This is a genomic window from Acinetobacter qingfengensis (assembly GCF_008693185.1).
GTDB classification, from domain to species: Bacteria; Pseudomonadota; Gammaproteobacteria; order Pseudomonadales; family Moraxellaceae; genus Acinetobacter; species Acinetobacter qingfengensis.
In genome coordinates this window covers 301,813-314,084 of sequence record NZ_VXKN01000001.1, presented here as the reverse complement: position 1 = coordinate 314,084, position 12,272 = coordinate 301,813, and the positions used below count along the sequence as shown (strand labels likewise).

Annotated in this window: 13 protein-coding genes; 6 read left to right on the top strand and 7 right to left on the bottom strand. The window is 37.7% G+C overall.

Annotated elements, in window-relative coordinates:
• Positions 1-99: 99 nt before the first annotated feature.
• Positions 100-1,353, bottom strand: a complete 1,254-nt coding sequence (locus F4V57_RS01295) for a serine hydrolase domain-containing protein (RefSeq protein WP_070069976.1) — start codon at positions 1,351-1,353, stop codon at positions 100-102.
• Between the two features lie 285 nt (positions 1,354-1,638).
• Between F4V57_RS01295 and F4V57_RS01290 the strand changes: the two genes are divergently transcribed.
• Positions 1,639-2,055 (top strand): hypothetical protein, encoded by a 417-nt coding sequence (locus tag F4V57_RS01290; RefSeq protein ID WP_070069926.1) that lies wholly within the window; start codon positions 1,639-1,641, stop codon positions 2,053-2,055.
• 69 nt (positions 2,056-2,124) lie between these two features.
• Here the strand turns inward: F4V57_RS01290 and F4V57_RS01285 are convergent, their stop codons facing one another.
• A complete protein-coding gene (locus tag F4V57_RS01285; protein ID WP_070069927.1) occupies positions 2,125-2,994 on the bottom strand; it encodes a MaoC/PaaZ C-terminal domain-containing protein in 870 nt (289 codons plus the stop codon).
• Positions 2,995-3,091: 97 nt separating this feature from the next.
• Complete coding sequence (locus F4V57_RS01280; protein WP_070069928.1) at positions 3,092-4,486, bottom strand: 3-oxoacyl-ACP reductase; 1,395 nt, start codon at positions 4,484-4,486, stop codon at positions 3,092-3,094.
• Between the two features lie 211 nt (positions 4,487-4,697).
• Between F4V57_RS01280 and F4V57_RS01275 the strand changes: the two genes are divergently transcribed.
• Positions 4,698-6,143: an acetyl-CoA C-acetyltransferase gene (locus F4V57_RS01275; protein ID WP_070069929.1), complete on the top strand. Its 1,446-nt coding sequence runs from the start codon at positions 4,698-4,700 to the stop codon at positions 6,141-6,143.
• Positions 6,144-6,294: 151 nt separating this feature from the next.
• On the top strand, positions 6,295-6,876 hold the full coding sequence (locus F4V57_RS01270) for a 5-formyltetrahydrofolate cyclo-ligase (protein ID WP_070069930.1): 582 nt from the start codon (positions 6,295-6,297) through the stop codon (positions 6,874-6,876).
• Between the two features lie 41 nt (positions 6,877-6,917).
• Here the strand turns inward: F4V57_RS01270 and F4V57_RS01265 are convergent, their stop codons facing one another.
• Positions 6,918-7,562, bottom strand: a complete 645-nt coding sequence (locus F4V57_RS01265) for an A1S_1983 family putative colistin resistance protein (RefSeq protein ID WP_455423261.1) — start codon at positions 7,560-7,562, stop codon at positions 6,918-6,920.
• 116 nt (positions 7,563-7,678) lie between these two features.
• On the opposite strand from F4V57_RS01265, the gene ispF reads away from it, so the two are divergent.
• Entirely contained in the window at positions 7,679-8,158 is a 480-nt protein-coding gene (gene ispF / locus F4V57_RS01260) for a 2-C-methyl-D-erythritol 2,4-cyclodiphosphate synthase (RefSeq protein ID WP_070069932.1), read from the top strand.
• Positions 8,159-8,228: 70 nt separating this feature from the next.
• Here the strand turns inward: ispF and F4V57_RS01255 are convergent, their stop codons facing one another.
• The 3 genes from F4V57_RS01255 to F4V57_RS14995 form a co-directional block, all read right to left on the bottom strand.
• Complete coding sequence (locus tag F4V57_RS01255; RefSeq protein ID WP_070069933.1) at positions 8,229-10,112, bottom strand: SurA N-terminal domain-containing protein; 1,884 nt, start codon at positions 10,110-10,112, stop codon at positions 8,229-8,231.
• A 156-nt stretch (positions 10,113-10,268) separates the two neighbouring features.
• Positions 10,269-10,541: an HU family DNA-binding protein gene (locus F4V57_RS01250; RefSeq protein ID WP_070069934.1), complete on the bottom strand. Its 273-nt coding sequence runs from the start codon at positions 10,539-10,541 to the stop codon at positions 10,269-10,271.
• Positions 10,542-10,574: 33 nt separating this feature from the next.
• A complete protein-coding gene (locus F4V57_RS14995) occupies positions 10,575-10,700 on the bottom strand; it encodes a hypothetical protein (RefSeq protein WP_264754218.1) in 126 nt (41 codons plus the stop codon).
• A 333-nt stretch (positions 10,701-11,033) separates the two neighbouring features.
• Between F4V57_RS14995 and F4V57_RS01245 the strand changes: the two genes are divergently transcribed.
• Positions 11,034-11,690, top strand: a complete 657-nt coding sequence (locus tag F4V57_RS01245; RefSeq protein ID WP_070069935.1) for a hypothetical protein — start codon at positions 11,034-11,036, stop codon at positions 11,688-11,690.
• A gap of 107 nt (positions 11,691-11,797) precedes the next feature.
• Positions 11,798-12,271, top strand: a complete 474-nt coding sequence (locus F4V57_RS01240) for an Rrf2 family transcriptional regulator (RefSeq protein ID WP_070069936.1) — start codon at positions 11,798-11,800, stop codon at positions 12,269-12,271.
• The last annotated feature ends 1 nt before the right edge of the window (position 12,272 follow it).

The window sequence follows — 12,272 nt, the reverse complement described above, 5'->3', positions numbered from 1 at the left end:
TACGACACATGGTTGAGCTTCAAAACCAATTATTCACCAAAAAAATGATGCCTATGTAATATCAGAGTGCATCATTTTTCTCAATCTATAAATGTAACGCTAGAACCAGCTATTCCGCCCATCAATCGCCACATCAGCGCATTGCAATACCGTCTGTGTTAGCCACCATAAGCGATAATCACCAGTGATATTGCCTGATTTAAAATTATGAATATAAGCAAAACTTAACTCACGAGTTGGATCACACCATCCACCAGAACCATTATATCCAATATGCCCAAATGCTGTGGGGACACGTTTTCCTAAAGTCAATACACGATGATAGCCCAAACGCCAGTGCATTGGAATTGGCATAACCTTGTCACGTGCATGCGTTTGTATACTGGACAAATCCTCAAAAATCTCAGGTTTAATCATTTCACGACCATTCCATTGGCCTTTATTTGCCAACATGGCATAGATTTTGGCAAGACTATTGGCAGTAAACACGCCATTTGCTGAAGGAATAACTGCCTGCAAGGCTTCATCACTATAAAAATCAAATTTTCCCATACTACGAGGAATCAAAGCATCATCAATATCATAAGGATTGATACCGCTTAGACTAATCACTTTTTCGGTGATACTTAAAGGACGACGACCATCTGCATTTAATGGCTTACGTGGTTTCGGTGTACGCTCATCCTCTTCTTTTTTAAATGGTCTGGCAACCCGAGACAATTGTTCGGTAGGAACACTAAAATATGCACCATCCAAGGCCAAAGGCTCTACAAGATATTTTTGTAATAAATCTGGTAATGATTCCTGCATCACTTTTTCCAGTGTTCCACCTACCAGCCAGCCAAAACTTAAAGCTTGATAAGCTGTTGCCGATCCCGGTTCAAAACGTGGTGCCGCATTCTCATAAGCGTTTAACATTCCTTGCCAGTCCAGCATTTTCTGTGCATCGGAAATTGTCTGGCGAATATCGTATAAACCACTTTGGTGACTAAGAACATGACGTAAAGTGATTTGGTCTTTGCCAAACTGGGCAAATTCCGGCCAATATTTGGCAATCGGCATATCATAATCCAAAAAGCCCTGACTCACTAAAATATGTGCCAAAGTTGCTAAAACTGCTGAGCCTGTTGAATAACTCAGTGCCATGTGCTGAGCATCCCATGGTTCATCCGGCTTAGCATCTCCAGTATAGAGTTCGGCAACCTGCTCACCACGAAAATAGATACTAATCGCTGCACCACCTAAAGTAGTATCTGGCTGAATTTGACTAAGCACATGCGCTACGGCCTGAAATCGCTCATCACACATGCCACGGTAATTATCTTTTTTTCCCTGTGTAATCTTTTTTATGATTTTTAAACCTGACATAACATGATCCTTACACTTTTAAGCAAACTTTCATTATTGAAAAAATAATGCATTGACTCAATTGCTAAAATGCCCGATTTATTCATTTTTTTTACTGCAATTATTCTTTGTAGAATTTGTATTTTTAAAAAGATAAAAACAAAACTTTTATCACCATAAATGCTTTATTTTTCATTGATTTTAAGAGTAGACATTACAGATATTTACTGTTTAAATAACGAAATAAACTGGATTTTAACTGTTATAGCATTGCATAAGGAAACCAAGCACATGACGATAGATTTTAATATTGATCAAACTACAATTTTGCTTAAAGAGCGTATTGACCAACTTTTTGAAATTGAATCTGAAATTAACCAGCGTAAAGGTATCCCTGAATCCTTTGGGGCTTCTTTATGGAGTGAATATTCTGATGTTAGAAAATATATCTGGTTAGATGGCGATCACGTGGTGATTATTGGCAAATCAAGTAATTTTTATCGTATTTTTCTGGATCAACTTGGGCATCGAACCTGTATTTTTCACTTATCAGTTTTAGAAGATGATACTTATAAATTAATTACTTTGCGTTATGGCCCATGGGTACAACGTTTTGATCAATACGTTACTGATCTTGCTGCTAAAAAAGATCAACTTGGAAATGATTATAATGCCAACCAAGATGACTTTCAACCCATTGATTTTTAAATTAAAGACTTCCAGACCTGAACATTTAGGTCTGGAAGATTTCTTTTACTATTTGAATTACTAAATGATTTAATTCAGCGTGATCAATGTACCCATTAAATGTGGTTTATGCGTTTTGGCATTTCTAATCATAAAATGACTTGTTGATTCTGATGATTCATCTGTTAAAAACTCAACCTGCGATGGTAAAAAGATTGGCAATTTAAACCATACATCGGCTTGATAGGCATTAGGTAATGGTGCAAGAGCAGCCAAAGCCCGAGCCTTACTCCATAAACCATGTGCAATCGCTTGTTTGAAGCCAAAAATTTTAGCTGTTAATGCATGTAAATGGATAAGGTTAAAATCACCTGAAATTTGTGCATATTGGCGCCCCAAATTTTCAGCAAGTTGCCATTGCTCAATGACTTGATATACAGGTTGTTGCGCATTGGTCGATTTTTGCTTATCCACAGGTGGTGCAGTCACTTTTTGTCGGGAAAGATATGTCATTAAGCCTTCAAATACAATTTCACCTGAAACTCTAGCAGTCGCTATAAAATCAAATACAATCCCTTTATCATGCTGATCAATTTCTCCAAACCGACAGCTTAGCTCAATGGTTTCATTAACTTGAACAGGACGATGCTGCTTAACCTGATTTCGTAGATGAACTAATCCAAGAATTGGAAAAGGAAAATCTTCCTGCGTCATCATGTGCATTTGTAGACTTTGACTCAAAACTGCCAAATAAGTTGCCGGAACATAACCATCACTGAAATAATGGCAAATTTTTTTATATTTGGCTAAATGTACCGAATCAATTTGTAAGTGGTCTACTATATATTCAACCTGTGGCAAACTTGGTGAAGATGTCTGGGGTTTCTGAATTAAGCCTTGTAGCACTTTCGGATAAGCCATATAAGCTTTTGGCAATTGGCTAAAGTGGCGCATTTTCATAAATTTTGCCTTATTTTGTGTCCTGACATTATTTTCACATGATAACAGATCGTTTGTCATAGAAACGAGCTGTTATCTCGACTGTATAAAAACAATCTTACGCACCTAATAGACTTTGTCCACACACCCGCAAGACATTGCCATTAACTCCACTTGAAGCTGGTGAAGCAAAATAAGCAATCGTTTGTGCCACATCAACAGGTAATCCACCCTGACTCATCGAATTCATACGTCGCCCTGCTTCACGAATTGCAAATGGGATCGCTGCTGTCATTTGTGTTTCAATAAATCCCGGTGCAACTGCATTAATGGTCACACCATTTTTTAAAGTCGGTGCTGTGAATTTCACCAGACCAATGACTGCCGCTTTCGATGTTGCATAATTACTTTGTCCCAAATTACCAGCAATTCCGCTAATTGAGGATACACAAATAATGCGTCCATTCGCATTAAAACCCGCATGATTTAATAAATAATCATTAACTGCTTCATTCGCAGCAATATTAATATTCACAACCAGATCCCATTGTTCAGGTTTCATATTGGCAAGGGTTTTATCCCTTGTCACACCTGCATTATGTACCAGAATATCCAGACCACCATATTCAGCAGCAGCAGCTTTAATTTTTTCACCGGCATCTGTTGCAGTAATATCCAGCGTTAATACCGAGCCGGAAATTTCCAATGCCACACGTTCTAGATCAGCCTGTTGTTGTGGGACATCCAGACAGATGACATGTGCGCCATCATCGGCCAGAATATGTGCAATAGCTTCACCAATACCTCTACTGGCACCTGTAACAACAGCAGTTTTTCCTGCAAGCGGCTGATTCCAGTTTATTGCAATGTGATCAGCATTAGATACACGCACAACCTGCCCGGATACGTACGCTGAACGCGGTGAAAGGAAGAAGCGCAAACTGGATTCAAGATTGTCTGGTGCATCTGGATCGACATAAATCAAATTAGCAGCAATTCCTTTTTTAAATTCTTTTGCAACAGATTTTACAAATCCTTCAAGCGCACGTTGCGCAATGGACTGAGATAAACTTTCTGCCTGATCAGGTGATCTGCCAACAATAATCACTCGACCTGAAGCCTGAACTTGACGAGCAACCGGATGAAAAAAATCATAAAGTGCTTTTAATTGACTTACATGTGTAATGCCTGAAGCATCAAATAATAAAGCTTTAAATTTTGATGTTTTATTACTTACATTAAACACTCGTAGATTTAACCCAGTCTCCACTGCAATCTGTTTTAATTCAGAATATTGTTCTGTGCTATAAGTATCTGCATGAATATTTGCAAGGATCTGGCTGATACTTTTAGAAAAAATACTCTCTCTTGCTGCTGCAAATAATACAGCACCATGAATAACCGGCTGATTAACATCGAAACGATCCAATGTTGTTGGTGATGGTAAACCCAAGTTTTTAATCACCAACTTGCCAAGTGCAGTTTTTGAAAAAAGCTGATATTGATCTGTCATATTTGTGCTCTTATGTCCTGAATTTCTGTATCATGCCCAGTATAAAATCAAGCCTTTGGGCGGAATAAACCTTTTGCTTTATCATACTTGAGAATATTTTTAGATAACTTGACCTAATTAACGTATTGTCTGTCATTGCAGTCAATTTTACCCATACAGGTTTATGTTAATGTTAGCCTCAATCATTATTTAATTTTATGGGACATCAGGAATGACTCAAAATTCTCAGCCTTCCCCAGACTCTACAGAAAATACACCAGTACAAAGCAGCATAACAACAAGTGCTGTCCAGACCACTCGCCGTAAAAATACAACACGAAAAACAACATCCACATCATCGTCTTCCAGAACCCGAAACAAGCAACAGGATCATGCTATGAGTCAATCTACTATTCGCCGTGTCGCAATTATTGGTGGTAATCGTATTCCATTTGCACGATCAAATGGTGCATATTTCACTGCATCTAATTCAGACATGTTAACTGCCGCCTTAAACGGACTGATTCAACGCTTTAACTTACAAGGACAACGTTTGGGTGAAGTCGTTGCAGGTGCTGTACTTAAACATAGCCGGGACTTTAACATGACCCGTGAATGTGTACTTGATACTGCACTTTCACCTGAAACACCTGCCTACGATATTCAACAAGCCTGTGGTACAGGTTTACAGGCAGCATTTTTGGTGGCAAACAAAATTGCTTTAGGACAGATTAACGTTGGTATTGCAGGAGGTGTGGATACAACATCAGATGCCCCGCTTGCTTTTGGTGATGGATTACGCAAAGCTTTATTGGAATTAAATGTCGCCAAAACAGCAAAAGATCGCTTAAAAGCACTCACCAAAATCAATGTAAAAAAATTATTGGATGCACCCCAAAATGGCGAACCTCGGACAGGTCTGTCCATGGGTGAACACGCTGCATTAACAGCACTAGAATGGCAAATCAGCCGAGAAGCCCAAGATGAATTAGCAGCAAAATCCCATCAAAACATGGCAAGAGCCTACGAAGACGGTTTCTTTGACGATTTATTAACCCCATTTATGGGCTTGGCAAAAGATAATAATTTGCGCCCAGATTCCAGTGTAGAAAAACTGGCCAAACTGAAACCTGTTTTTGGTCGTGGTGAACAAGCCACCATGACTGCCGGTAACTCTACACCACTCACAGATGGTGCATCCTGTGTATTACTTGCTTCAGAAGAATGGGCTAAAGCCAATGGTCATGAAATTTTGGCTTATTTAAGTTTTAGCGAAACAGCAGCCGTTGATTTTGTACAGAAGAAAGAAGGTTTATTAATGGCACCTGCCTATGCAGTACCACGCATGTTGCAACGTGCCAATCTAACTTTACAAGACTTTGATTATTATGAAATTCATGAAGCTTTTGCTTCTCAAGTACTTTCAACGCTTAAAGCATGGGAAGATGAAAAATTTTGTACAGAACGTTTAGGATTAGATCATGTATTCGGTTCAATTGATCGTAGCAAGTTAAATGTTAAAGGTTCATCTTTGGCCGCTGGTCACCCATTTGCAGCAACTGGTGGACGTATTCTGGCGACAGCAGCCAAGTTAATTCATCAAAAAGGTTCTGGTCGCGCCTTAATTTCGATTTGCGCCGCTGGTGGTCAAGGCGTTGTTGCCATTATCGAAAAATAATACATAAAAACAAAGCCAGCCAATATCGTTTGGCTGGCACAATCAATCCAATATCGATATAAATAACAATAGATCAGTAAATGATTGTCATATAGGCTTTGTCATTGTAAGGTTAAAACTTCATATCAATTTATTTCATCCTGTTACTTTCATGCAAATCGCACAATTACGCCAGCAAATTCGCAGACAACGCCGCCATCTCAGCCAAATACAGCTTCGTCAGGCAGAACTAGCATTAATGCATCGCATTATCTTTCTTAAAGAAATGCAACATGCCCAACGAATTGGTATTTACCTGGATGCATTTGGTGAAATTCCAACCCGGATGTTAATTGAATATTTATTTAAACAACACAAAAAAGTTTATTTGCCACTAATTTGTAATATGAATCAACAATTACGCTGGCAACCTATCAGCCTACAGCAATATCATAATCAGCGTTTTGCCAAACACCGCTTAGGCATGCAACAAGCCATACAACAACGTGGACAATTGTTTAAAGTACTAGATGCCGTCATCATGCCATTAGTTCTGTTCGATCGCATGGGACATCGCATTGGTATGGGTGGTGGTTTTTATGATCGAACACTGGCTAGCGCCCGATATGTGAAACGTATTGGATTAGCACATGATTTTCAGCAAGTAAATTCCATCATTTCAACACAGCACTGGGATCAGGATCTGGATGTGATCTGTACCCCGAAACATATTTATCGCTATAAGCGGCGTTAATATTGAACAAATAATTATTTTAATTCTATAATAAATCCTGATTAATCAAAAAGTTTGTAAATACCAGTAAAATAACGACATGAACCGTCCTTGGAACTAAACTTTAACAAATGTCCCTGACGCTCCAAACTATACTTACATTTTGTTTCTAAATCAATCACTTGTGAGAATTGATCAGGTGATGTATAGGAGCGCAAATAACGAACACGGGTATTTTCGGCATTATTTGGATTACGATATTGAATACCTTCAATTTTTATTCGATTTTTATCCAGTTGATGCAACTGTAATTGTGTTAATGGAGTATGCCGCTGTTCAATATTTTGTCGAATAAAATATTGTGTCAGACTTTGATTCATACTGGTAAACAAATCTAAATCGTTAATACGTTGCTCAAACTGCTGTTGAATACAACGTGTAGTTTTACATTCCTGTACGTAATGCTGCCATCCGATTTGCGTTGTTTTTAAAAGTTTTAACGGTGCATTGGACATCAACTGCGCACTAAGATATTTTGCTTTGATTACATCATTTAGACTGGAAAGATTCTTGTCCTTACAAACTAAACCATCAAATCTCTGTACTGTTTTTTGTGAACAATCGGGCAATACTGCAAAAGTTTGACCAGTAAACATCGCAGAAAACATAAATAAGAATAGGTGCTTAAAACTGGGTTGACTGTTCATAAAAGGATAAACTGTGAATATCAGAAGAAGCCAAAATACGATATGCTTACTATACGCTTTTATTTCATCAATACACAAGTCATCACGTTGTGTGATCGTAGTTTAGGAACAATAAAATGTTAAGAATTGGACAGGGTTTAGATGTTCATGCTTTTGAAGAAGGCGAATTTGTTACGCTTGCAGGCTTAAAAATTCCACATACTCATGGCCTGAAAGCCCATTCTGATGGTGACGTTGTATTACATGCACTTGCTGATGCAATATTAGGCGCTTTGGCACTAGGAGATATTGGTCAACACTTCCCCGATACTGATGAACAATTTAGAGGTGCTGATAGTCGGATTTTACTTAAACACGTTTATCAACTTATATGCAACCAAGGCTATCGATTGGTTAATGCGGATATTACTGTTGCATGTGAACGACCAAAACTTGCACCGCACAATTTAGCCATGCGCCAGAATATTGCTGAAGATTTACTTGTTGATTTGGATTGTATCAGTATCAAAGCAACGACCACAGAAAAACTTGGATTTACGGGTCGGCAGGAAGGAATTTTTGCTTCCGCAATTGTATTGTTGAGCAAAAATCTTTAAATAAAATACTTTTAAAAAAGGCCAACTCGAAATTTCCAAGTTGGCCTCTTAATGATTAAAAAACTAAAGCTTATTTACTTTCAATCTTTTTAATTTCTGCTTTAGATTTTAAGTACTCAATATAATCATTAAGTTCTAATTGTCCACGTGGTTCAAAACGGCCAATAATTTGCTGTTTTTGCTGATCGTTTACATTAAACTCAGGATTTTGCCCCACATTGGAAACCGCAACAACATATAGGGCTTCACCTAAATCAGTGGTGGTTGCAGACCAAAAGTTTGCTTTTGGCACAGATACACTATAAATAGCACGTTCTAGCTTGGTTGGTAAAACCTGACTATAACGTGGTACAGGCCCAAGATTCTCAAATTTGATACGACTTGCTGCCAATGCTTCAGCAGCAGGTTTATTTTTCAGATCATTTAATAATGTTGCTACAGCAGCTTGTGCCTGCTTAATCTGTTCCTGACGTTTTACAGTTGCAGCAACCTGAGCTTTTGCTTCCTGTAAAGTCTGTGGACGTTCAGCATGATAATTTAGGACTTTAACCCATGCTGCATCACCATTTTTTAAGTTAATCACAGTTGATAAATTACGATCACCGTCAACAACTTCTTTGGAAAATAAACGTTGCTTTACAGCAGAGTCAGCAAGAACAGCATTGGATTGGTTAGCCAGTGTTACACCCTTAGTGGTCTGTACCTGTAACTTATATTGATCAGCAATTGCATCTGCTGCATCCGATTGCACTGCGATATCATTTGCTGCTGCAACTGCATCCTGAAAAGCATCTGCCGATTTTTTCGCCTTTACTTCGTTCGCCATTTGATCACGGATTTCGGATAAAGGTGTAACTTTTACTCCATCAATATGGTCAACTCGAATAATGTGATAGCCATATTGTGTTTTCACCGGAGCTGATGTTTGTCCTTGTTGTAGTGCAAGCACTGCCTGATCAAATGCATCCCCGTAAACACCTACATTATAACCGTCTACTTTACCCTGAGCGGCTTTTGTTACCGGATCATCAGAATATTGTTGAACCATTGCTTCAAACTTTTCGCCATTTTTCAATTTGTTTGCGATACTTTGTGCAATTTGTAACGCCTGTTCAGGTTTACGTTGATCTGTAGTAATCAAAATTTGGCTAATCTGACGTGAAGCATCTTTATTTTGCTTGGCCACATAAGCCTGATATTGCTGGTTAATGTCCGCATCGGTTACTTGTACTTTATCTGCAAATTGTGCTTTGGATAACACTACATATTGAACATCAACATTTGCCTGACGCATAAAATCTTTTTGATGTGCATCATAATAGGTCTTAATTTGTGCATCTGTTGCAACAAAATTTTGTGCATATTGGTTTAATGGTAGTTCAGCAATATGTGCTGTACGCTCCTGTCCCAGTAATGCAATAAGCTTTTGCGCATCAGTTGAACTATACAACGCACTATAAATCACACTATTCGTTAATAAAGACAAAGACATACGCTGACCAAAATCTTTTAATAGTTGATCTACAGTAGTACGATTATTCATTAAATAATTCTGGAATACCTGCTCCGAAAACTTACCATTTTCCTGAAAAGCAGCTTGTTGACGGATCAATGTACCAAGCTGCTCATCACTTAAACGAATACCTAATTTTTCAGCTTGTTGTAATAACACAGCCCGCACAATCGCAGCATCATAAACTTCTGCTTCTATGACGCGTTTATTAAGTAGTGACTGATCACCATTTGCAGCCTGTAAATATTCATTTGTCTGAACTTTAATCCAGTTATCCAGTTCATTTTTACTAATTTCCTGATCATTAACTTTGAGCGCTACATCCTCTTTACTAGAGCCTGCAAAATAGCTTTCCAGACCAACAAAGACCAAGGGTGCCAAAAATAACACCAATAATACTTTTCCAAGCCAACCTCGAATTAAAGTACGAAAAGCGTCCATAAATCTTCCAAGAAATTATTTAACCAAAGAATACTAGCCGAAAATCCAGTAATGACAAGTGTTTTATCTGTTGATCACATGTTATATAGATATAATATCAGCGATACCATATAGAAAAAACGCGCCAGTATTGGCGCGTCAAAGTTACATAATCTATTATGCAACTGCGTCTTTAAGACCTTTCCCAGCTTTGAAGCTCGGTACTTTGCTTGCAGCAATTTTTAATTCTTCACCAGTTTTAGGGTTACGACCAGTACGTGCAGCACGTTCCTTCACGCTAAATGATCCGAAGCCTACCAAAGTGACTGTATCATCTGCTTTTAATGCATCGGTAATAGCTTCAATTGTTGCGTCCAAAGCTTTAGCAGCATCAACTTTAGTTAAGCCCCCTTTTGAAGCAATCGCATCAATTAATTCTGATTTATTCATGCAAAACATCCTCTGATTTGATAGTTTGAATACCTAAGGTAAAAATCTTCTACTTGCCTTAGCAGCCTTTATAGCAATGCCTTTCACATAAGGCAATAGCAGGGTGACGGTTTTACCCAAAATTTCTACGGATAATGGATTTTTTACTCTATTTTGCATATTTTTTAATCAATCATATTGTGAGTTGGCAAATTATAATGTTGCTATAATCATTGCAGAACCCTTGCAATATCAGGCAATGGATAAGGTTATTCCTATATTTTCTACTGTTTCAACCTATATACTTTTCATTCGTAACCAAGACAGCAATCCAGCGTTAAAAAAAATTCTTCTAAATTGTTAAATTTGACTAAACAGTCATTGAATACGTTATATGATTTTTGCCAATAATGCTAAAAATTCATTGTAGTGTTGACACCACTAGGCTTCATCCTCTTAAATGTCAGGCTTTCTTTCCTACAGCATGCAGCCAAAAAAAGGTTTTTCTCGTTTATGAATGATCAACAACAAGACAAAAACTCTCCACATCTAATGCAATCTCTAATTATGATTTTTTTAGAGACAAGCTTAACTTTTGTCTTAAAAAATGATCGTTTATCTAGAATCCATGCCAAAGATTTCTTTGAGCACAAAGTTAGCCTACAGTTTAACGTATACTTACCCAGTGGACAGTTTTATGTCAGTTTTGATCAGCGTGGTGTATTATTTGACCTTGAAAAACCTGAGGGAATGACTCAAGCAGATATTGTTATCACAGCATCAACAATCGATTTAATCAAAATTTTATTTACTGGTAATAAGAAAAGTATTCGTCGCCTTCAACTCAAAGGTCATGATGAACTGCATAAGGATTTTCGGTTATTATTGGGAAGTATCAGTTTATCTGCGGTGATTTCTGATTGGCGTTATTGGCTTAGCTCAGCCAATACGCAAACAAAACCATCAAGATATAGCATTCAAAACTTGACCCAACATATAGAATTACAACGTCAAGAAATTACCAAATTACAAATTAAAGTGAAATCTTATCGCTACGATTTAAAAAGGTTACAACGTAAACATAAAATGATGACCTACTTGTACTGGACAATTATTTTAGCCTTAATCATTTCCTTAATTAGTGTAATTTGCTATAATCTGAATCAATAAAATATTAAACTTTAATAAGTTCAGCAGCACAAATAAAGTTGACTAAATTAGTCGGATTTAAGTATAATCACTCTATCGCATTTGTTTGCTTAACTGTAGATTGGATTATGCGTCTTACTACACGCGGTCGTTATGCTGTGACTGCAATGTTGGATTTAGCACTTCAGCCACCAGACCAAACGATTACTTTAGCCGAAATTGCTGCAAGACAGACAATTTCTGTTGCTTATTTAGAGCAATTATTTTCCAAATTAAAACGAAAGCAGCTTGTTGCAAGTGTTCGTGGTGCAAATGGTGGTTACCACCTTGCTCGCCCAGCAAAAACCATTACTGTTCTGGCAATTATTGAAGCTGTTAACGAAACTGTTGACGCAACACGCTGTGATCATCAAGGAAATTGTCAAAATGGTGCAATGTGTTTGACACATGATTTGTGGCATGACCTTTCCAATCATATTGAAAGTTATCTTGAACGCATTACGCTTGCTGATCTAATTGAACGTGATAATGTTCAGACAGTTGCATTACGCCAATCATCACTTGATGATCTAGCCTCTTTATCGGTTACAGGAACAATCTAAA

Coding starts and splice junctions, on each gene's coding strand:
- F4V57_RS14995 (WP_264754218.1), bottom strand. CDS start 10,700: ATGCAAAATAGAGTAAAAAATCCATTATCCGTAGAAATTTTGGGTAAA.
- F4V57_RS01245 (WP_070069935.1), top strand. CDS start 11,034: ATGAATGATCAACAACAAGACAAAAACTCTCCACATCTAATGCAATCT.
- F4V57_RS01290 (WP_070069926.1), top strand. CDS start 1,639: ATGACGATAGATTTTAATATTGATCAAACTACAATTTTGCTTAAAGAG.
- F4V57_RS01285 (WP_070069927.1), bottom strand. CDS start 2,994: ATGAAAATGCGCCACTTTAGCCAATTGCCAAAAGCTTATATGGCTTAT.
- F4V57_RS01280 (WP_070069928.1), bottom strand. CDS start 4,486: ATGACAGATCAATATCAGCTTTTTTCAAAAACTGCACTTGGCAAGTTG.
- F4V57_RS01250 (WP_070069934.1), bottom strand. CDS start 10,541: ATGAATAAATCAGAATTAATTGATGCGATTGCTTCAAAAGGGGGCTTA.
- F4V57_RS01270 (WP_070069930.1), top strand. CDS start 6,295: ATGCAAATCGCACAATTACGCCAGCAAATTCGCAGACAACGCCGCCAT.
- ispF (WP_070069932.1), top strand. CDS start 7,679: ATGTTAAGAATTGGACAGGGTTTAGATGTTCATGCTTTTGAAGAAGGC.
- F4V57_RS01240 (WP_070069936.1), top strand. CDS start 11,798: ATGCGTCTTACTACACGCGGTCGTTATGCTGTGACTGCAATGTTGGAT.
- F4V57_RS01275 (WP_070069929.1), top strand. CDS start 4,698: ATGACTCAAAATTCTCAGCCTTCCCCAGACTCTACAGAAAATACACCA.
- F4V57_RS01265 (WP_455423261.1), bottom strand. CDS start 7,562: ATGAACAGTCAACCCAGTTTTAAGCACCTATTCTTATTTATGTTTTCT.
- F4V57_RS01255 (WP_070069933.1), bottom strand. CDS start 10,112: ATGGACGCTTTTCGTACTTTAATTCGAGGTTGGCTTGGAAAAGTATTA.